19 protein-coding genes are annotated in these 24,794 nt (G+C 44.9%); 10 read left to right on the top strand and 9 right to left on the bottom strand.

Features of this window, described 5'->3' with window-relative positions:
- Positions 1-73 precede the first annotated feature (73 nt).
- The 4 genes from pdhR (at position 74) to lpdA (ending at position 7,156) form a co-directional block, all read left to right on the top strand.
- Positions 74-835, top strand: a complete 762-nt coding sequence (pdhR, locus tag AB4513_RS04105) for a pyruvate dehydrogenase complex transcriptional repressor PdhR (protein WP_009847596.1) — start codon at positions 74-76, stop codon at positions 833-835.
- Positions 836-897: 62 nt separating this feature from the next.
- Positions 898-3,561 carry a pyruvate dehydrogenase (acetyl-transferring), homodimeric type gene (aceE, locus tag AB4513_RS04100; protein ID WP_009847595.1) on the top strand — a complete coding sequence of 888 codons (2,664 nt, stop codon included), beginning with the start codon at positions 898-900 and terminating at the stop codon, positions 3,559-3,561.
- Between the two features lie 26 nt (positions 3,562-3,587).
- A complete protein-coding gene (gene aceF / locus AB4513_RS04095; RefSeq protein ID WP_009847594.1) occupies positions 3,588-5,483 on the top strand; it encodes a pyruvate dehydrogenase complex dihydrolipoyllysine-residue acetyltransferase in 1,896 nt (631 codons plus the stop codon).
- Positions 5,484-5,725: 242 nt separating this feature from the next.
- The gene (lpdA, locus tag AB4513_RS04090) at positions 5,726-7,156 is read left to right on the top strand and encodes a dihydrolipoyl dehydrogenase (RefSeq protein WP_009847593.1); all 1,431 of its coding nucleotides are present in this window, start codon (positions 5,726-5,728) and stop codon (positions 7,154-7,156) included.
- A gap of 272 nt (positions 7,157-7,428) precedes the next feature.
- Here lpdA and AB4513_RS04085 read toward each other — a convergent pair whose 3' ends face one another.
- Positions 7,429-8,034: a LuxR/HapR/OpaR family quorum-sensing transcriptional regulator gene (locus AB4513_RS04085; RefSeq protein WP_012604737.1), complete on the bottom strand. Its 606-nt coding sequence runs from the start codon at positions 8,032-8,034 to the stop codon at positions 7,429-7,431.
- Between the two features lie 337 nt (positions 8,035-8,371).
- Between AB4513_RS04085 and hpt the strand changes: the two genes are divergently transcribed.
- Positions 8,372-8,902, top strand: coding sequence for a hypoxanthine phosphoribosyltransferase (gene hpt / locus AB4513_RS04080; protein WP_009847591.1), 531 nt, complete (start codon positions 8,372-8,374; stop codon positions 8,900-8,902).
- 95 nt (positions 8,903-8,997) lie between these two features.
- On the opposite strand, the gene can is transcribed toward hpt, so the two are convergent.
- A complete protein-coding gene (gene can / locus AB4513_RS04075; protein ID WP_009847590.1) occupies positions 8,998-9,657 on the bottom strand; it encodes a carbonate dehydratase in 660 nt (219 codons plus the stop codon).
- Between the two features lie 286 nt (positions 9,658-9,943).
- Here can and AB4513_RS04070 point away from each other — a divergent pair, with 286 nt between their 5' ends.
- The 3 genes from AB4513_RS04070 (at position 9,944) to AB4513_RS04060 (ending at position 13,587) form a co-directional block, all read left to right on the top strand.
- Positions 9,944-11,575 (top strand): SulP family inorganic anion transporter, encoded by a 1,632-nt coding sequence (locus tag AB4513_RS04070; RefSeq protein ID WP_029225614.1) that lies wholly within the window; start codon positions 9,944-9,946, stop codon positions 11,573-11,575.
- A 322-nt stretch (positions 11,576-11,897) separates the two neighbouring features.
- Positions 11,898-12,815 (top strand): ABC transporter ATP-binding protein, encoded by a 918-nt coding sequence (locus tag AB4513_RS04065; RefSeq protein WP_009847588.1) that lies wholly within the window; start codon positions 11,898-11,900, stop codon positions 12,813-12,815.
- A 1-nt stretch (position 12,816) separates the two neighbouring features.
- Entirely contained in the window at positions 12,817-13,587 is a 771-nt protein-coding gene (locus AB4513_RS04060; RefSeq protein WP_009847587.1) for an ABC transporter permease, read from the top strand.
- A 170-nt stretch (positions 13,588-13,757) separates the two neighbouring features.
- Here the strand turns inward: AB4513_RS04060 and panC are convergent, their stop codons facing one another.
- From panC to sfsA, 7 genes are all read right to left on the bottom strand, one after another.
- Positions 13,758-14,648 carry a pantoate--beta-alanine ligase gene (panC, locus tag AB4513_RS04055; protein WP_009847586.1) on the bottom strand — a complete coding sequence of 297 codons (891 nt, stop codon included), beginning with the start codon at positions 14,646-14,648 and terminating at the stop codon, positions 13,758-13,760.
- 8 nt (positions 14,649-14,656) lie between these two features.
- Positions 14,657-15,451 carry a 3-methyl-2-oxobutanoate hydroxymethyltransferase gene (gene panB, locus AB4513_RS04050; protein ID WP_009847585.1) on the bottom strand — a complete coding sequence of 265 codons (795 nt, stop codon included), beginning with the start codon at positions 15,449-15,451 and terminating at the stop codon, positions 14,657-14,659.
- Between the two features lie 22 nt (positions 15,452-15,473).
- Entirely contained in the window at positions 15,474-15,959 is a 486-nt protein-coding gene (gene folK / locus AB4513_RS04045) for a 2-amino-4-hydroxy-6-hydroxymethyldihydropteridine diphosphokinase (RefSeq protein WP_009847584.1), read from the bottom strand.
- Positions 15,956-17,311, bottom strand: a complete 1,356-nt coding sequence (gene pcnB / locus AB4513_RS04040; RefSeq protein WP_009847583.1) for a polynucleotide adenylyltransferase PcnB — start codon at positions 17,309-17,311, stop codon at positions 15,956-15,958. The genes folK and pcnB overlap by 4 nt, the downstream gene beginning before the upstream one ends.
- A 156-nt stretch (positions 17,312-17,467) precedes the next feature.
- Positions 17,468-18,370, bottom strand: coding sequence for a tRNA glutamyl-Q(34) synthetase GluQRS (gluQRS, locus tag AB4513_RS04035; RefSeq protein ID WP_009847582.1), 903 nt, complete (start codon positions 18,368-18,370; stop codon positions 17,468-17,470).
- A gap of 148 nt (positions 18,371-18,518) precedes the next feature.
- The gene (dksA, locus tag AB4513_RS04030; RefSeq protein ID WP_009847581.1) at positions 18,519-18,965 is read right to left on the bottom strand and encodes an RNA polymerase-binding protein DksA; all 447 of its coding nucleotides are present in this window, start codon (positions 18,963-18,965) and stop codon (positions 18,519-18,521) included.
- Between the two features lie 135 nt (positions 18,966-19,100).
- Complete coding sequence (gene sfsA, locus AB4513_RS04025; RefSeq protein WP_009847580.1) at positions 19,101-19,859, bottom strand: DNA/RNA nuclease SfsA; 759 nt, start codon at positions 19,857-19,859, stop codon at positions 19,101-19,103.
- A gap of 94 nt (positions 19,860-19,953) precedes the next feature.
- Here sfsA and hrpB point away from each other — a divergent pair, with 94 nt between their 5' ends.
- A complete protein-coding gene (gene hrpB / locus AB4513_RS04020) occupies positions 19,954-22,392 on the top strand; it encodes an ATP-dependent helicase HrpB (protein WP_032555279.1) in 2,439 nt (812 codons plus the stop codon).
- The gene (gene mrcB, locus AB4513_RS04015; protein ID WP_032555268.1) at positions 22,389-24,788 is read left to right on the top strand and encodes a penicillin-binding protein 1B; all 2,400 of its coding nucleotides are present in this window, start codon (positions 22,389-22,391) and stop codon (positions 24,786-24,788) included. Before hrpB ends, mrcB begins: the two co-directional genes overlap by 4 nt.
- The last annotated feature ends 6 nt before the right edge of the window (positions 24,789-24,794 follow it).

Below are 24,794 nucleotides of genomic sequence, written 5' to 3'. Positions count from 1 at the left end.
ATTATGTTAATTTCTGCCCAACTTAAAATTGGTAATACCAATTGTCAGCGAAGAAAAAGAAGAACAACAAACTATGGCTTATCAAAGGATTCGTCAGCCAAAACTCTCGGACGTTATCGAACAAGAGTTAGAAAGGTTGATAGTGGAAGGAACACTGGCTCCAGGGCAGCAGCTGCCGCCTGAGCGTGAACTGGCGAAACAGTTCGATGTGTCTCGTCCTTCAATCCGAGAAGCGATACAACGTTTAGAAGCAAAACGCTTGCTTACTCGCCGTCAAGGTGGAGGTACGTTTGTTAGCGAAAATATCTGGAAAAGCTTTTCAGATCCTTTGCTTAATTTGTTGTCCTCCCATTCTGAAACCCAACTAGACTTGTTGGAATCGCGTCATGCGATGGAAGGGATTTCGGCTTACTTCGCGGCATTACGTGGTACTGATGAAGACTTTGCTCGAATTCAAGCATGCCAAGAAAAAATTCGCGGTGCGCAAGATAAGGGTGATATTGAAGCCGAGTCTGCAGCTGTGATGGCTTTTCTTATTGCTTTAACAGAGGCAGCGCACAATGTGGTGTTATTGCACATTGTTCGTAGTTTGGCTCCGTTACTCGAACAAAACGTCTTAGAAAATTTAAAACTGTTGCATCGTCGTAAAGACGTTGTGGAGAAAGTGAGTATACATCGAGCTAATATTGTAGATGCGATCGTTTCAGGACAGCCAGAACAGGCGCGTGAAATGTCACACTCTCATTTAGCTTACATCGAAGAAACATTGATGGATTTGACCAAAGAAGAGTCGCGCCGCGAACGTTCTTTACGTCGAATCCAACAGGGTAAATAGTCGTAATACTTCGGCTTTTTACGTGTTTAGTAGAATCCAACTAACAAAAAGGATAGATCGCCATGTCTGACATGAAGCATGACGTTGATGCTCTGGAAACTCAAGATTGGTTAGAAGCTCTTGAGTCAGTAGTACGTGAAGAAGGTGTAGAACGTGCACAGTTTTTACTAGAACAAGTTCTAGATAAAGCGCGTTTAGATGGTGTTGATATGGCTACAGGCATCAACACGAACTACATCAACACAATTCCAGCAGCACAAGAGCCAGCTTACCCTGGTGACGTAACTCTTGAGCGTCGTATTCGTTCGATTATTCGCTGGAACGCAATCATGATTGTATTGCGTGCTTCTAAGAAAGACCTAGACCTTGGTGGTCACATGGCTTCTTACCAGTCAGCTGCTGCGTTCTACGAAGTATGTTTTAACCACTTCTTCCGTGCTCCAAACGAGACAGACGGTGGCGATCTAGTTTACTACCAAGGTCACATCTCTCCTGGTATCTACTCTCGTGCATTCGTTGAAGGTCGTCTAACTGAAGAACAGCTAGATAACTTCCGTCAAGAAGTTGATGGTAAAGGTATCCCTTCATACCCGCACCCTAAACTAATGCCTGAATTCTGGCAGTTCCCAACAGTATCTATGGGTCTAGGCCCTATCTCTGCTATCTACCAAGCGCGCTTCCTTAAGTACCTTGAAGGTCGTGGCATGAAAGATACTTCAGGTCAGCGTGTATACGCGTTCCTAGGTGACGGTGAGATGGATGAGCCAGAATCACGTGGTGCTATCTCTTTCGCTGCGCGTGAGAAGCTAGACAACCTATGTTTCCTAATCAACTGTAACCTACAGCGTCTAGACGGCCCTGTAATGGGTAACGGTAGCATCATCCAAGAACTTGAAGGCCTATTTAAAGGCGCAGGTTGGAACGTTGTTAAAGTTATCTGGGGTAGCAACTGGGATTCTCTACTAGCTAAAGACACGACTGGTAAGCTTCTTCAACTAATGAATGAAACTATCGATGGTGACTACCAAACATTCAAATCTAAAGATGGCGCATACGTACGTGAGCACTTCTTTGGTAAGTACCCAGAAACAGCTGCACTAGTTGCAGACATGACTGACGACCAAATCTTCGAACTGAAACGTGGTGGTCACGATTCTTCTAAACTGTTCGCTGCATTCAACAATGCAAAAGAGACAGGTGGCAAACCAACAGTAATCCTAGCTAAGACAGTTAAAGGTTACGGTATGGGTGAAGCTGCAGAAGGTAAGAACATCGCTCACGGTGTTAAGAAGATGGACATGACTCACGTACAATACCTACGTGACCGTCTAGGCCTACAAGACATCCTTTCTGATGAGAAAGTATCTGAGCTTCCTTACCTAACACTGGAAGAAGGTTCAGCTGAGTACGAATACCTACATGCTCGTCGTAAAGCACTACAAGGTTACACTCCTCAGCGTCTGCCAAAATTCACTCAAGAGTTCAAAGTTCCTGAGCTAGACGCATTCGCACCTCTACTGGGTGAACAGAAGCGTGATATCTCTACAACGATGGCTTATGTACGTACGCTTAACATCCTTCTTAAAGATAAGAACATTGGTAAGAACATTGTTCCTATCATCTGTGATGAAGCTCGTACATTCGGTATGGAAGGTCTATTCCGTCAGGTTGGTATCTACAACCCACACGGTCAAGACTACACGCCTGAAGATAAAGGCATCGTTTCTTACTACAAAGAAGCAACGTCTGGTCAAGTTCTTCAAGAAGGTATCAACGAACTAGGTTCTATGGCTTCATGGGTTGCAGCTGCAACTTCATACAGCACAAACGATCTACCGATGATTCCGTTCTACATCTACTACTCAATGTTCGGTTTCCAACGTATTGGTGACATGGCTTGGTTAGCAGGTGACCAACAAGCTCGTGGTTTCCTACTTGGTGCAACTGCAGGCCGTACAACTCTAAACGGCGAAGGTCTACAGCACGAAGATGGCCACTCGCACATCATGGCGAACACTGTACCTAACTGTATCTCTTACGACCCAACGTTTGCTTACGAGCTAGCGGTAATCATGCAAGACGGTATCCGTCGCATGTACGGTGAGAACCAAGAGAATGTTTACTACTACCTAACAGTAATGAACGAAAACTACGCAATGCCAGCAATGCCAGAAGGCGCTGAAGAAGGCATCCGTAAGGGTATTTACAAGCTTGAGTCTTACGCAGGTTCTAAGTCTAAGGTTCAATTAATGAGCTCTGGTACTATCATGAACGAAGCGCGTAAAGCCGCTAAGATCCTGAGCGAAGAGTACGGCGTAGCATCTGATGTATTCTCTGTAACGTCGTTCAACGAATTGACTCGTGACGGCCAAGCGGTAGAGCGTGACAACATGCTTCACCCAGAAGCTGAAGAGAAAGTACCGTACATCACAACTGTTCTTGGTAACGAACCTGCAATCGCAGTTACGGATTACATGAAGAACTACGCTGAGCAAGTACGTGCATTCATGCCTTCTGAGTCTTACAAAGTACTTGGTACTGACGGTTTCGGTCGCTCAGACAGCCGTGAAAACCTACGTCGTCACTTCGAAGTAAATGCAGGCTACGTTGTTGTTGCAGCACTTACTGAACTGGCTAAACGTGGTGATGTTGAGAAATCAGTAGTTGCTGAAGCAATTGCTAAATTCGGCATCGACGCAGACAAAATTAACCCGCAATACGCATAAGACTGGCATTAAGGTAGGTAAATACAATGACAATCGAAATTAATGTACCAGACATCGGTGCTGACGAGGTTGAAGTAACTGAGATTCTTGTAAACGTTGGCGACAAGGTTGAAGAAGAACAGTCACTGATCACTGTTGAAGGCGACAAAGCTTCAATGGAAGTTCCTGCGTCTCAAGCGGGTATCGTTAAAGAAATCAAAATAGCAGAAGGTGATTCTGTTTCTACTGGCTCTCTTATCATGATCTTCGAAGCGGAAGGTGCAGCAGCGCCAGCAGTTGAAGCGGCGGCACCGGTTGCAGCTGCTCCTGCAGCTGCGGCCCCTTCTGTTGCGAACGAGCTTAAAGAAGTTCACGTTCCTGATATCGGCGGTGATGAAGTTGAAGTAACTGAAATCATGGTAGCTATTGGCGACGCAGTAGAAGAAGAGCAATCTCTTCTTACTGTTGAAGGTGACAAGGCTTCAATGGAAGTTCCTGCACCATTCGCTGGTATCGTTAAAGAAATCAAGATCGCTTCTGGTGATTCAGTATCTACTGGTTCTCTAGTGATGGTATTTGAAGTAGCGGGTTCTGGTGCTCCAGTTGCAGCAGCTCCTGCTCCAGCGGCGGCACCAGCTGCAGCGGCTCCAGCAGCATCTGCTGAGAAAGAAGTGAACGTTCCTGATATCGGTGGTGACGAAGTAGAAGTTACTGAGATCATGGTAGCGGTTGGCGATACAGTAGAAGAAGAGCAATCTCTAATTACTGTTGAAGGCGACAAAGCTTCAATGGAAGTGCCTGCACCATTCGCTGGTACAGTAAAAGAAATCAAGATTGCAGCTGGCGACAAAGTGTCAACAGGCTCTTCAATCATGACTTTCGTTGTTGAAGGCGCAGCTCCAGTAGCAGTAGCGGCTCCAGCTCCAGCACAAGCAGCAGCTCCGGCAGCAGCACCTGCACCTAAAGCTGAAGCAGTAGCTCCAGCAGCTGGCGACTTCCAAGAGAACGGCGAGTACGCTCACGCATCTCCAGTTGTTCGTCGTCTAGCTCGTGAATTCGGTGTAAACCTAGCGAAAGTTAAAGGTACTGGTCGTAAGAGTCGCGTACTTAAAGAAGACGTTCAGTCTTACGTTAAAGATGCACTTAAGCGTCTTGAGTCTGGTGCAGCAGCATCTGGCAAAGGCGGCGATGGTTCTGCTCTTGGTCTACTACCATGGCCAAAAGTTGACTTCAGCAAGTTCGGCGAAACTGAAGTTCAGAAGCTTTCTAAGATTAAGAAGATCTCTGGCGCTAACCTACACCGTAACTGGGTAATGATCCCGCACGTTACACAGTGGGACAACGCAGACATCACTGAGCTAGAAGCATTCCGTAAAGAACAGAACGCAATCGAAGCGAAGAAAGACACTGGCATGAAGATCACTCCACTTGTGTTCATCATGAAAGCTGTTGCTAAAGCGTTAGAAGCATTCCCAGCGTTTAACTCTTCTCTTTCTGAAGATGGCGAAAGCATCATTCTTAAGAAGTACGTAAACGTGGGTATCGCTGTTGATACACCAAACGGCCTAGTTGTTCCTGTTTTCAAAGACGTGAACAAGAAAGGCATTTACGAGCTATCTGAAGAGCTAATGGCTGTTTCTAAGAAAGCACGTTCTGGTAAGCTAACAGCGGCAGACATGCAAGGCGGTTGTTTCACAATCTCTAGCCTTGGTGGTATTGGCGGTACTGCATTTACTCCAATCGTAAATGCTCCAGAAGTAGGTATCCTAGGTGTATCTAAGTCTGAAATTAAGCCTGTTTGGAATGGCAAAGAGTTCCAACCACGTCTACAGCTTCCACTGTCTCTATCATACGATCACCGTGTGATCGATGGTGCTGAAGGTGCACGCTTCATTACTTTCCTAAACAGCGCACTATCTGACATTCGTCGTCTAGTACTGTAATTGAGAAAGTAATTATTAAGGTGACTTTCGGGTCACCTTAATTCTTTATATAAAGACTATTTTTAGAGAACAGTTTCCGGCATTTCTCATAAACTGCGGGGGAATTGTTGTCTAGCTCACAGGCTAACTTAAAGCTACTTTCACACTGTTAACATCTCTGTAAAATGTTTCCTGTTTGAAAGCCCAATAATTTTAAGAACATCTACTCAGCCTGTTAGGGATAATGACTACAAGAGGTCACAATGAGCAAAGAAATTAAAGCCCAAGTTGTTGTACTTGGTTCAGGTCCTGCTGGTTACTCAGCGGCATTCCGTTGTGCGGATTTAGGTCTAGAAACAGTACTAGTTGAACGTTACAGCACTCTTGGTGGTGTATGTCTAAACGTTGGTTGTATTCCATCAAAAGCACTTCTTCACGTATCTAAAGTAATTGAAGAAGCAAAAGCGATGGCAGAGCACGGCGTTGTATTCGGCGAGCCACAGACGGACATCAGCAAGATCCGTATCTGGAAAGAAAAAGTAGTTGATCAACTGACTGGCGGTCTTGGCGGTATGGCTAAGATGCGTAACGTTACAGTTGTTAACGGTTTTGGTAAGTTCACTGGTCCTAACAGCATTCTTGTTGAAGGCGAAGGCGAAGCAACGACAGTTAACTTCGACAACGCAATCATTGCTGCGGGTTCTCGCCCAATCAAACTTCCGTTCATCCCACATGAAGACCCACGTATTTGGGACTCTACGGATGCACTAGAGCTAAACGAAGTGCCAGAAAAACTGCTTATCATGGGCGGTGGTATCATCGGTCTTGAGATGGGTACGGTTTACCACTCTCTAGGTTCTAAAGTTGAAGTTGTTGAGATGTTCGATCAAGTTATCCCTGCTGCGGATAAAGACATCGTTAAAGTATTCACTAAGCGCATTAAAGATAAGTTCAAGCTAATGCTTGAAACTAAAGTGACAGCGGTTGAAGCGAAAGAAGACGGTATCTACGTTTCAATGGAAGGCAAGAAAGCACCAGCAGAAGCTGAGCGCTACGATGCTGTTCTTGTTGCTATCGGTCGTGTTCCAAACGGTGCACTTATCGACGCTGAAAAAGCGGGTATCGAAGTTGATGAGCGCGGTTTCATCAACGTTGATAAGCAAATGCGTACTAACGTTCCTCACATCCACGCGATCGGTGATGTTGTTGGTCAACCAATGCTTGCTCACAAAGGTGTGCATGAAGGTCACGTAGCTGCTGAAGTTATCTCTGGTAAGAAGCACTACTTCGATCCTAAAGTAATTCCATCAATTGCGTACACTGAGCCAGAAGTAGCTTGGGTAGGTAAGACTGAGAAAGAAGCGAAAGCGGAAGGCCTGAACTACGAAGTTGCTACTTTCCCTTGGGCTGCTTCTGGTCGTGCAATCGCTTCAGACTGTGCTGACGGTATGACTAAGATGATCTTCGATAAAGAGACTCATCGTGTAATCGGTGGTGCTGTTGTTGGTACTAACGGTGGTGAACTTCTTGGCGAAATCGGCCTAGCAATCGAAATGGGTTGCGATGCAGAAGATATCGCACTGACTATCCACGCTCACCCAACTCTACACGAGTCTGTTGGTCTTGCTGCGGAAGTATTCGAAGGTTCAATCACTGACCTTCCAAATAAGAAAGCAGTGAAAAAGAAGAAGTAATTCTTTTTTTAGCCACTCGCTAATGTTTTTAAAAGCCGCTGATTCGTCAGCGGCTTTTTAATGTCTGAAGAAAAGATGGTCGTCATGCTTGTAAGAGATCCCCAACTCGCTCGTCCCTCGCTCTTGAGGATGACGAAGTGAAGCGTAGTGGTTCTTTATATCCGTCATTCTCTAGAGTGACGAAGGAAGGAATAGGGAATCTGATTAGGTGAGAGGAAATAAAAAAGGGTTAGCGTAAAAGCCAACCCTTTAGTTTTGTTCGAAGATCGAATCTACTTATAAATGCACAGCATGTTCAAGTAGCTATCCGTCAAGGTCGAAAGTTCTTCTTGCGTATCTACACGTTTCGCTTGGATGAATAGAGAGTAGCAAATGCCGTGGAATAGATTTGCTAGGTGTTTAGGATCGTGATCGTCACAGACTTCGCCGCGTTCAATCGCCTTGCTAAACATGTTTTGTACTAACATCTGGTTAGTGCGGTTAGTGGTTACAAACAGAGGCCACACTTCATCGCGAGTTGATGCACTCCATTCGAACCATACATTTAACCAATTGCTATCTTGAGCCACTAACGTCACCATTTCAGTCGCAATATTATGTAGATTTTCTTTTGCGTGAATATCTAGGTCAATGTTGTCTGAAAGGAAGTTCGAGAATTGACGAACAACGTGGTTAAGTACTTCATCAACCAGATCTTCACGGGTAGGGAAGTAGTTAAATACTGTTGCTACTGACACCTGAGCGATGTCGGCAATATCAGCGTGTCCACCGCGGCCAATGCCACGGCGAGAGAATACTTCAAGTGCGATTTCCATCAATTGAAGTTTTCTTTTTAAGGGTGAAAGCCTAGTTCTAGGTCTCTTCGTTATTGAGTCCATATTGTTTTTCCTTGCCAACGAATTTTTATATTAATGATTTTATTATTATTTAAGCCAAGATGAGTGTAATGGTGCATATGTGAATGGTCAATCCCTTGTGCTTGTTTTATAGACAGTTACATCAAACTTGATACATAAAGCGTGATCAGTGTTGATGTGAAAGGATGCGAGTATTGGATAACGCACCAATGCACATTTCATTGAGAATCTAACAGTAAATTCGAAGCATAAGGTGGTGTGGGTATTTGAGCAGTGCTAGACTTACGCACAAAATTGAGCGACACAACTGACGAAAGTGTCAACATTCGTCGCAATCACCAAATAAAATGAGAGCAGTATGAAGCATACAGTTGAAGTCATGATCTCTGAGCAAGAAGTTCAGGATCGAGTGAACGAACTAGGCAAGCAGATCACGGAGCACTACCAAGGTAGCGAAGATCTAGTTTTAGTTGGCTTATTGCGCGGATCTTTTGTCTTTATGGCGGATCTTGCTCGTGCTATCGATTTAACTCACCAAGTGGATTTCATGACTGCGTCTAGCTACGGCAACGGCATGGAAAGCTCACGTGATGTTCGTATTTTGAAAGACCTTGATGATGACATCCAAGGTAAAGATGTTCTACTTGTAGAAGACATTATCGATACTGGTAACACGCTGACTAAAGTAAAAGAAATTCTGAGCCTGCGTGGTCCTAAATCTATCGAAATTTGTACGTTATTAGACAAGCCTTCTCGTCGTGAAGTCATTGTAGACACAAAGTGGATTGGTTTTGAAATCCCAGATGAATTCGTTGTTGGTGTGGGTATCGACTACGCACAAAAATATCGTCACCTACCGTACATCGGTAAAGTTGTACCTCAAGAGTAATAACGACTCTGTTGAACACAAACAAAAAAGGCTCGCAAAACGCGAGCCTTTTTTATATCTATTCTTTCTTATATCTATTGGTTAGACGTTAAGAATTAACCTAGGATTGGAGACGATAGGATTTTATCAAGCGCCGCTAAATGGCTGTTTTCTAAAGTATCATTACTTGAGCAACGAACACCAAGATCTTGCAGCTTGCCATTACCAATACCATAAACCACACCGTGGATTTCAATATCTTGTCCACGTTCCCATGCGCTTTGCATGATGGTCGAGTTACCAAGATTGTAGACTTGTTCTGCAACGTTAATTTCGCATAACTTGTCACCCCATTGTTCACGAGGCAGAGATTCAATTTGCTTACGGTACTTAAGATAGTTATCGCGTATGTGGAGTAGCCAGTTGTTGATAAGACCCAGTTTAGGGTTATCTATCGCTGCGTTAACACCGCCACAGCCGTAGTGACCACAAACAATAACGTGTTTCACTTTGAGTACATCGACAGCGTATTGCACTACTGATAAGCAGTTTAGGTCGGTATGAACTACTTGATTAGCGACATTTCGGTGAACAAACAGTTCGCCAGAATACAAACCAGTGAGACGCTCGGCTGGAACGCGGCTATCTGAGCAGCCTATCCATAGAAAACCAGGGCTTTGACCCTCTTCAAGCGTTGTAAAATACTCTGGTCGTTGAGAGCGAATTTCTTCTGACCATTTAGAGTTGTTTTCAAAAAGCTGTTTAATCTCTGGCATTTTGCGTCTTACATCCCTTAATTAAGAACTCTAACTATACACAATGTTACAAATTCAATCTTGTAAAAACTGTGTCAAATAGTACTCATCTGACGTGTACTAGTCGTTAAAATCATTAACTTAGCGTAAAAGGCATAATCCGAATATAAGAGACGAATAGTGTGATTAAATTAACACTTTCTGAACCGTTGATACATTTGTTAAAGTGATAAGGTTTGTCATTTCATCATCAGGAAGGTGTGTTTTGTTTGGAAGTCGTTTTACGGATATCAATCTCAAAGGAGATATGTTTGGCGGTGTAACTACAGCCATCATCTCATTGCCTTTAGCGTTGGCATTTGGTGTCGCTTCTGGTGCGGGCGCGGAAGCTGGCCTTTGGGGCGCCATCATGGTGGGCCTATTTGCGGCATTGTTTGGTGGCTCAAGCAGCTTGATATCAGAGCCTACCGGGCCGATGACAGTGATCATGACGGCAGTAATGACCAGCATGGTGGCCAAGTACCCTGAAACCGGGATGGCAATGACCTTTACCGTGGTAATGATGGCGGGTGCTTTTCAGATATTACTCGGTACATTAAAACTAGGAAAGTACGTCACTTTGATGCCATATAGCGTGATATCTGGCTTTATGTCCGGTATCGGCGTGATTCTTGTCATTCTGCAACTTTCTCCTTTGCTAGGGCACGCAGCCCCTTCTGGCGGAGTGATGGGCACACTTTCGGCACTTCCTGATACGCTAGCAAATCTGAAAGTCAGTGAGCTGTTTTTGGGGGTGTTAACGCTTGGTATCCTTTTCGGTTTTCCTGCTAAATATCGTAAGTATGTGCCCGCTCAATTGGTCGCTTTAGTGGCTGTAACGCTCTTATCCGTTATTATCTTTGATACCGATTCTATTCGCCGTATTGGTGAAATTCCCGCAGGCTTACCTTCTCTTGTTATTCCGACTATCAGCTCTGAGCAATTCACCACAATGGTTATCGATGCTTTGGTGCTAGGTACTCTTGGTTGTATTGATACGCTTTTGACTGCGGTTATCGGAGATTCATTGACTCGTAAAGAGCATGATTCAGACAAAGAACTTCGTGGCCAAGGCATTGCGAATATGATTTCTGGTCTGTTTGGTGCGCTACCCGGTGCGGGCGCAACCATGGGCACCGTGACCAACATTCAGGTAGGGGCTCGTTCTCCGCTTTCTGGTGTTATTCGTGCTTTGGTGCTTGCGCTAGTGGTATTGGTTGCGGGAGGCTTAACAGAACCGATCCCTATGGCGGTGTTGGCTGGTATCGCGATGTATGTCGGTTTCAACATCCTTGATTGGAGTTTTATTCAGCGCGCACACAAGGTGAGTTATGCCGGCATGGGTGTCATGTACGGTGTGATGTTATTAACCGTATTCGTTGATTTAATTATTGCGGTCGGGCTGGGCGTTTTTATCTCAAACATTCTGATCATTGAAAGGCTGAGTCGAGAGCAAGCTAGACAAGTTAAGGCGATCAGTGATGGCGATGATGAAGACGATATCCCATTAACTGACAGTGAACGTCAGTTACTGGATAGTGCCAATGGTAAAGTGCTGTTCTTCTACCTTTCTGGGCCGATGATATTCAGTGTTTCAAAAGCGATTTCACGTCAACACTCGAGTATTTCTGATTATGAAGCGATGATCTTAGATCTAACTGATGTGCCTATGATTGATGTTACCGTTGGTTTAGCGCTAGAAAATGCGATTAAAGATGCCCTAGATGCGCAGTGTGAAGTGTACTTATTGTGTCCTAATGAGAATACTCGTCAGCAATTAGAAAAATTCCATGTGATTGACCTTGTACCTGAATCCAATACTTATCGATTCAGATATGAAGCCCTGACAGCTGCAACAAGCTATGTTGATAGAGATGAACATCAATTTGAGTCAGTTTAATCTTCAGCAATAATTTCACATGAATCAGTTATAGACGCCAAATATAGTATTTGTGATTAATGCCGTTAAGTTAATAACTTAACGGCATTTTTTATGTTTACTGAACACTGAATAGCTCTTTACGTACCTAATATTCTTGTTCGCTTTCGAAAGAAAGCCTCACTCGGTATTTGTATTAATCGTTAATCAACGATAAACTTGTTTGCAAAATGGCCGAGTAAACAAGTTTGAGTTAGTTTTCTGCTAGCTCGTATTAAGCATTACTCTCTTCCTCAAATTCGGCCATCAACATCTTATCTATAGCAAATGGCAGTCTATCTCTATGTATGCATTAGAAATTGAGCAACTAAGAAAAACTTATGCAGGGGGCTTTGAGGCTCTTAAGGGCGTGAGTTTACAAGTAGAAAAAGGCGACTTTTACGCACTACTTGGCCCAAATGGTGCGGGTAAATCCACCACCATTGGTGTTATCTCTTCACTGGTTAATAAAACGTCAGGCAAGGTGAAAGTGTTTGGCTACGACATTGATACCGATCTGGAGTTAGCGAAGTTGAACTTAGGTTTAGTCCCGCAAGAGTTTAACTTTAACCCGTTCGAAACGGTTGAGCAGATCGTGCTACAACAAGCCGGTTACTACGGTGTACCGAAAGCTCTTGCTAAAGAACGCGCTAAAAAGTACTTATCTCAGCTCGATTTGTGGGAAAAGCGTGGCGAACGTGCGCGTAACTTATCTGGTGGTATGAAGCGTCGTTTGATGATCGCGCGTGCACTGATGCATGAGCCTCATTTGTTAATTCTTGATGAACCAACGGCGGGTGTTGATATTGAATTGCGTCGTTCAATGTGGGAATTCCTCAAGGAGATCAACGAGAAGCAGGGCATCACCATTATTTTAACTACGCACTATCTAGAAGAAGCGGAAATGCTGTGTCGTAACATTGGTATCATCAATCGTGGTGAGTTGATTGAGAACACCACAATGAAGTCGCTGTTGGGTAAGTTGAGTGCCGAGACCTTTATTCTTGATCTTGAAGAGGGTGCGACTGAACCTAAACTTGAAGGTGTGAATAGCCAAGTGATGGTTAATGGCTCGCTAGAAATCGAAATCGACAAGAATCGAGGTTTGAATACCATCTTTGATCAATTGAGTGAGCAGCAGGTAAAAGTTCTCTCTATGCGTAACAAAGCAAACCGCCTAGAAGAGCTATTTGTGAGTATCGTCCGTGAGGGGAATAAATAATATGTACAGCCTATATTGGACCGCTTTCTGCAGCTTGTTGACCAAAGAGATCAATCGCTTCACGCGTATCTGGGTGCAAACTCTGGTGCCGCCAGCGATTACCATGACGCTTTACTTCATCATCTTCGGTAACCTGATTGGTGCGCGTATTGGTGAAATGAATGGCTTTAGCTACATGGAATACATTGTGCCCGGTCTGATCATGATGTCGGTGATCACCAACTCATATTCCAACGTTGCTTCATCGTTCTTTAGTGCCAAATTCCAGAAGAACATTGAAGAGCTGCTTGTAGCACCTGTTCCTAACTACGTGATTATCGCCGGCTTCGTAATGGGCGGCGTGGTGCGTGGCTTGTTAGTGGGCACTATCGTCACCTTTGTATCGCTGTTCTTTGTTGACCTTCAAGTCGACCACTGGGGCGTGATCATTGCGACGGTATTTCTCACGTCGGTTGTGTTTGCTCTGGGTGGCTTGATCAACGCGGTATTCGCACGCACGTTTGATGATATTTCTATTATCCCAACCTTCATTTTAACGCCGCTGACGTATCTCGGTGGTGTGTTCTACTCGATCAGTCTATTGCCTGAATTCTGGCAAGGTGTATCGAAGTTGAACCCTATCGTGTATATGGTAAACGCGTTTAGATATGGTTTTTTGGGTGTGTCTGATGTGGGTATTGTGACGTCGTTTGGCGTACTAGGTGTGTTTATTGTCGTGCTGTATGGCATTGCACATTACTTAGTTACAAAGGGGATCGGCTTACGTAGTTAACTTTTAGTTATCCAAGAGCTATTAGTTATCCAGGATCTATTAGTTATCTAGGAGCTATTAATTATCCTGAATCGCAGGCAAAGAAAAAGGTCGATATTACATCGACCTTTTTTATGTTTTTCATTTGTGCTTTGCGGTATAACCTGGTTTACGTAAAGAGAAGAAAGCGATTACTCAGCAGTTTCTTCTTTCACTTCTTCTTTCGTTTCCGTGACCAAATCTAAAACTTGGTTGTCGATAAGACGAGTCTTACCTAGGAAAGCCGACATTAGAATCACTGCTTGAGTCGATTCTGAAGTGATCGCTTGTAACGTTTTTACATCACAAATGAATATTTCATCCGGTTGTAGGTCTGCTGCGCGCAGTTGGTCTGTTGCATCTTCAATGACAGACGCGTAATCATCACGACCACCACGAATAGCACTGCTGATCCAACGCATAGTGCGCGCTAGAACTGGAGCTCGCTGACGTTCATCAATCGTTAGGTTGCTATTGCGAGAGCTCATGGCTAAACCATCCATTTCACGAACAGTCGCTACGCCCACAACTTCAATGTCTAGCGCTAAGTCAGTTGTCATCTGGCGAATCACAGCAAGTTGTTGGAAATCTTTCTCACCGAAGCATGCAAAGTCTGGCTGAACGATATTAAACAGTTTCGTGACAATTGTTGATACACCGCGGAAATGACCTGGGCGAGAGGCACCTTCAAGCATATGAGATATACCAGGGACTTCAACAAACGTCTGTTTGTCCAATCCATCTGGGTACATAACCTCTGGTGTTGGCGTAAAGACTAACTCAACACCTTCGCCTGTTAGTTTGTTTAAATCGGCTTCTAACGTACGAGGGTAGTTATTTAGGTCGTCGGCGCGATCAAACTGCATTGGGTTAACAAAAATGCTTACAACAACAATGTCAGCCAGTTCACGAGCTTTCTTGACCAGAGTTAGGTGACCTTCATGTAGGTTTCCCATTGTTGGGACAAAAGCAACCGTACGTCCATCACGCTTAAACTGTTTAATCTGCTCACGAAGAGCCGCTATTTCAGCAAAAGTTTGCATAGTTACTCCTAAGCGATTGTATGAGCATCATCAGGGAAACGTGCGCTCTCTACTTCTTCTTTGTATAGAGCGACGGCTTTACGCATATCACCTGTTTCAGCTAGGAAATTCTTAGAGAATTTCGGCATGTAGTTCGCAGAAATACCGAACATGTCATGCATAACCAAGATCTGACCATCGGTAACATTACCTGCGCCGATGCCGATAACCGGTACGTCACAAGCTTCTGTAATTCTTTTTGCTAATGAAGCTGGTACACATTCAAGAAGAACGATTTGAGCACCTGCATTTTGTAGTGCTAGCGCATCAGCAACCATTTTATCGGCTTGCTCGTTGTCACGACCTTGAACTTTGTAACCACCAAAAATGTTTACCGATTGAGGCGTTAAGCCTAAGTGTGCACATACTGGTACAGCACGTTCTGTTAGCATCTTCACAGTTTCAATCAACCAGCTTCCGCCTTCGATTTTCACCATATTCGCACCAGCGCGCATTAAGGTTGCTGCGTTCTCACAGGCTTGCTCTGGTGTGGCGTAACTCATGAATGGCATGTCAGCCATAAGAAGACAGTTTGGGCTACCGGCACGCACTGAGCGAGTATGGTAAGCAATATCTTCAACGGTTACTGGTAATGTATCGTTACGACCTTGTAGAACCATGCCAAGTGAGTCACCGACAAGTAGAACTGGCATATCTTGGCTTTCGAATAATTGAGCAAAACTCGCATCATAAGCTGTCGACGTCGCGAATTTACGGCCTTCTTGTTTGCACTTGATTAGGTCGTTAATGGTTACTTTTTTCATTGATTTTCCTTAATGCGCTTGGCTATTGCTGCCAAACATTGAGCCCGTTCTTATCTACTATTTTTAGTAGTTCTGTCAGCTCAGTCCCATCAGGGAGTTGTAAACTTGGTGCGATTTCAGCAAGCGGGTAGAGCACAAACTCTCTTTCTTTCATTCCGTAATGAGGAACGGTTAAGCGCTCTGAATCGATCACCTCATTGCCGTATAACACGATATCGAGATCCAAGGTTCTTGGACCCCAACGCTCGTCTTTACGGACGCGCCCTTGCTCTTGCTCGATCTTTTGAGTGCAATCAAGCAGTTCAATTGGCGTTAATTCTGTTTTAATTGCTACTACCGCGTTGATGTAGTCGGGTTGGTTTTGCGGCCCCATTGGAGTGCTACTATATAGCTGTGAGGTCGCAACAAACGTTGTTCGCGGAAGATTCTTTAGCGTTTCGATAGCCAAGTTTGCTTGGCTAACAGGGTCGGCAAGATTACTGCCGACCGCAATGTAAGCCGTTATCATTCTGATTGCTTACTCTTTTTGTTCCTGTAAGTCTTACGGCGGCGATGACCCGACTTTGATGGTGCTGCTACGTCATTAGCCATCGCTTGACGCATATTGCGTCCTGCTGTCTGATAACGCTCCCACCATTTTGCTAGTTCTTTGGTTTCGCCACCTTCAATTTCGCCACGCATTTCTAGGAAATCGTAGCCAGCACGGAACTTATTGAGTTCCATCAGGCGAACGGCACGTTTACCGTTGCGGCGAGGCAGTCGTAGTTGCAGTTGCCAAACTTCGCGAATGGTTGCGGTATGGCGACGAGGAATCGCAATTGATTTTACTTGTCGATCAAGAATGATGTTACTTGCTTCCATGATCGCATCGTAGTGCGCCATACCCTGTTCAGCGACAAGCTTGTCTGCCAACTTGTTCATTGGGTACCAAAGCATTGCAGCAAACATAAACGCGGGGTTTACTCGCTTGCCATCTTCGATGCGAAGGTCAGTCGAGTCGAGTACCAAATCAAGCATCTGCTCGGTATGTGAGTCGTAGCCTTCTGTGAAGTGTTCCGCTACTGAAGGGAACATCTGCTGGAACAGGTTGTACTCACGCATCAAGTGGTAGGTTTCTAAACCGTGACCTGATTGCAGTAATTTTAGAGACTCTTCGTAAAGGCGCGCTGCTGGGATATCTTTTAGAAGGTGTGCTAACTCTTCAATTGGGTCGGCTGTATCTTCCTCAATATCAAAATCCAGTTTAGCGGCGAAGCGCATTGCACGTAGCATGCGTACTGGGTCTTCGCGGTAACGCGTTTCTGGATCGCCAATCAGGCGGATCAGCTTATCTTCTAAATCTTCTACACCACCCGCGTAATCGTGGATGCTATAGTCTGCAATGTTGTAGTACATCGCATTGATTGTGAAGTCACGACGTTCTGCATCTTCATCAACATTGCCGTACACGTTATCGCGTAGCAACATACCTTCTTCAGATTGCGCAGAAACGTTTTTCGATGGCTCTTGGTGGTGGCCACGGAAAGTTGCTACTTCAATGATGTCACGACCAAACATGATATGTGCCAAGCGAAAACGTCGACCGATAAGGCGACAGTTTCTGAATAGGTGCTTGATTTGCTCTGGCGTTGCGTTGGTCGCGATATCAAAATCTTTTGGCTGAGAGCCCAATAAGATGTCGCGTACACCACCACCGACTAGAAATGCGTCAAAACCCGCACCATTCAGGCGATATAACACTTTAAGTGCATTGTCGCTGATCTGCTTGCGTGAAATATTGTGCTCTTGACGAGTATAAATATTCAGAGCTAATTCGTGGAATCCGCGTTGTTCGCTTGGGGTATTGTCGTTTGTATTCATTAGTTTATAACAAAGTAGGTATCGCCAGCTTTGTTTTTCTCTTAGTCCAAAGTGGTAGTGCAGAGTTTAATTGCGGCTAATAATAGCTTAGCGCGAGCCATTTGAGAACATCGTCTGCTTAGTCACAGGTATTTGTTACGGTATTTTTATGTATCGTTATTGCGATTTGCCGTTAGTTTCGAACTCATTGCTGTGCTCTTTTTGTAAACTATCAGGTAACTGATAGACGTTCCATTGCTGGCAGCCCCACAATAAAATTTCATCTATTGACGCCTCGAAAAGAGCATTCGGGATATTAAAACCTAAGAATCGCATCGCATTGATTAACGTCGGTTTTGGGTTGTCGAGATCTATCGCGGTGGCATGATTTTGTTTTGACAGTTTATTCCCCAAGCCATCGGTTGCCAATGGTAAGTGCAAGTAGCTCACGTTTTTTTGCTTGAGCGTCTTATACAAACTGATTTGTCGACCTGTTGGTTCTATCAGATCTGCACCTCTAACGACTTCTGTTACCCCTTGTTCGATGTCATCAAGGACAACTGCCAAGTTATAGGCAAACAACCCATCTCTGCGCTTGATAATAAAATCTTCTTCAGCCAATGCTTTGGGAATTTGAATCGTGCCGTGACGAACATCGTCAAAGGACTCGATGGGAAAGTCCATACACAAGCGCACCGCCTGTTCGCCTGAATCAACCAAACCTTTGTCTCGGCAGTGGCCACTATAAAACCCACCCAAGGACTTTATTTGCTTACGGGTACATTGACAGTAGTAGGCCTGATTGTCAGTGACCCATTGATCAATTTGAGCTTGATATAGGTCATGACGCTGGCTTTGATAAACGACTTCACCGTCCCAATACAGGTGGTAAGCCTCAAGCGTCTTAAGAATGAGGTCTGCAGCGCCAGCCATTTCTCTTGGCGGATCGAGGTCTTCCATACGAACTAACCATTGTCCTTGGTTAGATTTCGCTTGAAAGTAGCTACCAAGAGCAGCAACCAGTGAGCCAAAATGAAGAGGACCTGACGGTGATGGTGCAAAGCGTCCGATATAATTCATGAGTGAGAAACCTAATCTTGATGGTACCGCAGTAGCCGATTCTTAAGACGTTTGGTGATTAGTTTATCGCTATCAACAACGATATAAACCACTTTTTAAAACAAACAAAAAAGGGAGCCAAAGCTCCCTTTCTTTACATCCGCAAGAATTAACCTTGCATCTGTTTCTCTTTGATCTCTGCAAGTGTTTTACAGTCAATACAAAGGTCAGCAGTTGGACGAGCTTCAAGACGACGAATACCAATCTCGACACCGCAAGAGTCGCAGAAGCCGAAATCGTCTTCTTCGATCTTATCTAGTGTCTTCTCAATTTTCTTGATAAGACGGCGCTCACGGTCACGGTTACGTAACTCTAGGCTGAATTCTTCTTCTTGAGAAGCTCGGTCAACAGGATCTGGAAAATTCGCTGCTTCGTCCTGCATGTGGTGCACAGTACGATCAACTTCTTCCCTGAGCTGGTTGCGCCAAGCTGATAAAATTTTTGTAAAATGTTCCGTTTGCTCAGGTGACATGTACTCTTCACCTGTCTTTGCTTGGTACGGTTCAACACCTGCGATGGCTAGGATGCCTAGCGCTTTTTTCTTAGATTCTGGCATACAGCATCTCCTATTTACACCTAGTCAACTGCAAAGCAGCTAATTTTAAGGCGGGTATCTATAGCAGAAAGAACGAATGGTGGCAAATACTCTTGTTAAAACTTGCAATCAATGTGAATAGTTCAGCATTTTTGCTTAGCTATTGATAAATTCAACGGCTTGTTTTAGTTGTATTTGAGTACTGCTGAGCTCTGCTTTATAGCAAAGCACTTCAACTCCAGCGTCTTGTGCTTGTTTTAGTAATAACGAATATTTGGCGTCTATATGGTGTGCCGCAGACACTTTTTCAATGCCTGAATGTAAAACAGTGAATAAAAGTACGGCTCTACTTCCAGATTCGACCATTTCTGTGAGTTCTCGCAGATGTTTTTGGCCTCTAGTTGTCACTGCATCAGGGAAAAAACCTTGCCCTTCGGTCGACGCTTGTTGTTTAGTTGATATTTGTTGCTTAGTTGACACTTCTTCGTCGAGCAAAGTGACGCTTTTTACTTCGATATAGCAAGGCGGCTTTTCGTTATCTTCAAGCAGAATATCAATGCGACTATTCTCACTGCCATATTTCACTTCGGTTCGTAACGCGTTATAACCTAAGAGTTCAACTATAGTCCCATTTTCAATTGCTTCCACCGCTAGCTGGTTTGCCCGCGCAGTATTTACACAAATACGGTGACCTTTGTCTGTTTCTGAGATCTCCCAGCTGTTTGGGTACTTTCTTTTTGCATTGTCTGACGTTGAGTACCACACCGTATTGCCAGGAGTCGCACATCCTGTCATCGCTCCGGTGTTAGCGCAGTGGATAGTACGCTCGCTGCCGTCTGGAAGTTGGATGTCAGTGAGAAAGCGTTTATAGCGTTTAATAAGAGTCGCTGGCTCTAATGGAGGATTGAAGTGCATATTACTTATTTAGAGAGGTAGGTTTTTATGTACAATGTTGCCAACATTACACCACAAGGTTCACCCATTGCCACAACTGCCCATAGAAGCTGTGATGCCAGATCTGCTCGCTGGCGTACAAACACACACTCAACTTATTCTAAAGGCCGCTCCCGGTGCCGGTAAGTCAACATTCTTCCCTTTACAGTTGGTTAAAACTAATGCTGTTCAAGGCAAAATCATTATGCTTGAACCAAGGCGTTTGGCTGCAAGGAATATTGCTACTTACTTAGCGAGCCAACTAGGAGAGAAAGTGGGAGAGAGCATAGGTTATAGGGTTCGTGGTGAATCTAAAACCAGTAGTGCGACTCGCTTGGAAATCGTGACTGAAGGGATCATGACGAGAATGATCCAAACCGACCCTGAATTGACAGGGGTTGATATGGTGATCTTTGATGAATTTCATGAACGCAGCATTCACGCAGATACTGCATTGGCGTTTAGCTTGGAGATCCAAGATGCGCTGCGTGACGATCTAAAAGTGGTGGTGATGTCGGCAACCTTAGATCAACACGCTCTGCAATCTTTGTTACCTGATGCCAAGTATGTTGAATCGCAAGGCCGAACTTTCCCTGTCGACTTCCGCTATCAGCCATTAGGCTCGAATGAATATTTAGCACCTAAGATGGCCAACGTGATTCGTTCTCTGATGGAGAAAGAATCGGGTTCACTTTTGGCTTTCTTACCGGGTGTCTCGGCGATAAAACAAGTGGAATCACAACTTGGGCAACTTGTCAGTGATATTGACGTGTGTCCGTTGTATGGCCAATTGAGTTTTGAACAGCAGCAGAGAGCGATCGCGCCATCGGTGAAAGGGCGTCGAAAAGTGGTATTAGCCACTAACATTGCGGAAACTTCTTTGACGATTGAGGGGATTCGTTTAGTGGTTGATTCGGGGTTAGAACGAGTTGCAAAGTTTGATTTGAAAACCGGTATTACCAAGCTTGAACAAGTGAAAATTTCGCAGTCTTCTGCTGAGCAAAGAGCGGGTCGTGCTGGGCGAATCGAAGAAGGCTTATGTGTTCGCTTGTACAGCGAAACACAGCTTATGCAGCAACCTGCTGTACCAGAACCTGAAATTCTTCATTCTGATTTGTCTTCGTTGGTGTCTGAATTGACGCAATGGGGCGCTGCGAGTGCTGATGAACTGCAATGGTTAGACGTTCCACCAAAAGCTTCAACAGAACAAGGTAAGCAACTCTTACAAAATCTGGAACTGTTAGACGCTAATGGGCAGTTCACTTCGATCGGTAAGCAAGCTCAGCGCCTAGGCATTGAGCCGCGTATCGCTAGTATGCTGATCAAAGCTCAGCAAAACAGTCCAGCCTTGTTGAATGTCGCGATTGTCGCTGCCGCTTTACTCGAAGATCCGGAACGCAATGTGACGGATATTCAACACTCGCTACATCGACTTAAGCAAAGAAAGCACTCGAAAAACAGTGTTGTGATGCAGCGAGCGAAAAGTCTCGCCAGCAAACTCAATCATCACTTAGATTTGTCACAAGTTGACGAATCATTGCTACCATTAGTGCTTTGTTTTGCATTCCCAGACCGAATTGCACAAGCGAGAAGTGCGAGCAGCAGTGCTTTTCTTCTGGCGAATGGTCACGGTGCTGAAGTTCGTGATGATGATCCATTGGCGAATAATGACTATATCGTTGTGATTGATTTGATGCGCAGCACAGGGCGAGCCAGTCAAGTTTTCTTAGCTACCGCGGTTGATATTGCGCAGCTAGAAGTTGAATTTCCAAAACTGTTTGTGTGTTCCGATTACGCCGATTGGGATGAGAAACGTGGTCGCTTAGTTGCCGAGCAGCGAGTGTCTTTGGGCAAGCTGATTATCAGCACCAAAGCTTTACCAGAACCCGATGCGAATCAGGCGAGCCAAGCGCTACTCAATTATATCGCTCGCTGCGGACTGGAGCGTTTACATTGGACGTCTTCAGCTAAACAGCTCGTTGAGCGTGTACGCTGCGCACAGCTTTGGATGCCAGAGCATGATTGGCCAGCGATGGATGATGCGAGTTTGGTTGAAAATCTTGATGAGTGGCTATCACCCTATCTGAATGGCATTAAGTCAGCCAAAGGGCTGTCGAATGTATCGATTGAACAAGCATTGTCGGCTTATCTTGGCTGGCCTCTGAATCAAGAAATAGATCAATGGCTACCGACTAATTACCTGATGCCTACGGGCAGTAAGAAGTCGATTCGATATCAATATCAATCTGAGCCAATGATCTCTGTTCGAATGCAGGAAGTCTTTGGTGAGCAAGATTCACCCTTGATTGCCCAAGGGCGTAAAAAGGTCGTGCTTGAGTTGCTCTCTCCTGCGCAACGACCACTGCAAATTACTCAGGATTTAGCCGGCTTTTGGGCTGGCGCGTACAAAGAAGTACAAAAAGAAATGAAAGGCCGTTACCCCAAACATCCTTGGCCGGATGACCCTGCTAACCATGTAGCAACCACTAAAACTAAACGACAGTTGAACCGATGATGACCAAAATGTTAACGCCAAAAAAGGCACCACCTAAAAAAGCGCCAGCAAAGAAGTCACCAACGACCAAAGCCAAGCCTAGAAAGCCAAGAGCGTCAGCGAAAAAGACTAAACCTAAGGCTAAGCCGTCTGGCAAGAGAGGTTGGTTGAAGATTCTGTGGGGCATTTCTTGGAAAGCTGGCTTAGCACTTGCCGCATTGCTGTTGTTCGTCGGTATTTATCTGGATTCAGTGGTTAAGCAGCGTTTTGAAGGTCAGCTTTTTGATCTGCCAACCGTTGTTTATGCTCGTGTGTTGGATCTGTCTCCTGGTACTGCCGTTAGTTTGGTACAAGTCAAAAATGAATTGGATGTGCTGAATTACCGTAAAGTGAATTCTCCTCGTCACCCAGGTGAGTACTCTTCTTCTTCAACCAAGATTGAAATGATTCGTCGTCCGTTCGAGTTTGTCGATGGACCGGAAGCGGATCGTCATGTAATGCTGCATTTCAACGGTAACGAGTTAACTCGTATACAGTCGCTAGAGAAGAAAGGCGACATGGGCTATCTACGTGTTGAGCCGAAAATGTTGGGTATGCTTGAAAAAAGTAACGATGAGCAACGCCTGTTCTTAAAACGTAATCAGTTCCCAGAAGTGATGGTTGATGCCTTATTAGCAACTGAAGACCGAAGCTTCTATCAACACGATGGGGTATCGCCATTAGCAATCGCTCGTGCAATGGTCGTTAACGTCAAAGCTGGGCGAACGGTACAGGGCGGTAGCACGCTGACACAACAGTTGGCAAAAAACCTATTCCTGTCCAGTGAGCGTACATTGTGGCGTAAGGTTCGTGAAGCCTACATTGCGCTTATCTTGGACCATCGTTACAGCAAAGACCGTATTCTAGAGGCTTACTTAAACGAGGTTTACCTTGGTCAAAATGGTGGGCAAGCGATTCATGGCTTCGGTTTAGCGTCTCGTTTGTATTTCGGTCAACCTATTCAAGAGCTCCGCATCGATCAACTAGCATTGCTGGTGGGTATGGTGAAAGGACCGTCGTATTACAATCCGGTTCGTTACCCTGAGCGTGCTAAGACTCGACGCGATCTGGTTCTTCGCTTATTGATGCAGCAAGACATATTAACTCCGCGACAATACGAAGAAGCGGCGAGTCGTGATTTGGATATTCAAGACAACCCACGTATTGCTAGTCGTCAGCCAGCTTACTTCCAGCAAGTAAACATTGAGCTTAAGAAGTATGTAGGCGATCGATTTGAAGCGAAAAAAGGGATTCGAGTCTTTACCTCTCTGGATCCCGTTTCCCAAGACAAGTTAGAAAAGTCGATTGCTCGTAAAGTGCCTGATTTATCGAAAACGGCAGGTAACAAACTGGAAGCCGCAGCTATTGCCGTGGATCGCAATACTGGTGAAATTCGAGCGATGGTCGGCGGTAAACGTACCGGTTACGATGGTTTTAACCGTGCTTTGAACGCGAGTCGCCCTATTGGTTCTTTGGTTAAGCCTGCCATCTACTTAACCGCATTAGAGCAACCTCAGAAGTATACGTTGGCGACAACATTGAAGGACACGCCACTGAGCTTGAAAGGCAGTAAGGGTAGCGTATGGAGCCCAAGAAACTTCGATCGTAAGTTCCGTGGCGATGTACCCTTGTATGTGGCGCTTTCTAAGTCTTACAACGTACCAACGGTTCGCTTGGGGATGCAGTTAGGCATTGATAGCGTCTCAGATACCATTGGAAAACTGGGTGTCGATAAAAACGAAATTCGCCCAGTACCGTCGATGTTTTTGGGTTCGTTCTCACTGACTCCGTTCCAAGTTGCTCAGATGTACCAAACCATTACCAACTCTGGTCGCATTGCGCCTTTGTCTGCGCTTCGTTCGGTTATTGATAATGATGGTGAGGTTCTGTATCAATCGATTCCTCGTGTATCGCAAAGCGTTGACCAGCAAGCAGCTTGGTTAACAACCTATGCGATGAAGCGGGGTGTATCGGAAGGTACAGGTCGTTTCTTACAAGGTCAATTTGCATGGGCTGGGTTAGCTGGTAAAACGGGCACAAGTAATGACAGTCGAGATAGTTGGTTTGTTGGTGTTGATGGTCGTGAAGTCACGACGATTTGGTTAGGCCGAGATGATAATAAACCGACTAAACTAACCGGTTCTAGCGGTGCGTTGCGTGTCTATGCCGATTATCTGAAGCAAAGAACGCCTGAACAACTATTACTGCCTTGGCCAACAGGAATTGCGACCGCTAGCTTTACTCGAACTTCTGAAGGGGCGTTAGAGTTTGATTGTGGTGGTACAGTCAAATTGCCGGTCTGGGATAAAAGTGGCAGCATTAAAAAGGGCTGTGAAAGTCAACCAAAACAGTGGCTAAAGAAGCTTTTTCAGTGGTAAAGTCAT

Source organism: Vibrio sp. 10N.222.54.E6 (assembly GCF_041473955.1).
Taxonomy (GTDB): Bacteria; Pseudomonadota; Gammaproteobacteria; order Enterobacterales; family Vibrionaceae; genus Vibrio; species Vibrio tasmaniensis_A.
The sequence above is the reverse complement of the archived record's forward strand: the minus strand, read 5'-3'. Positions and strand labels throughout refer to the sequence as shown.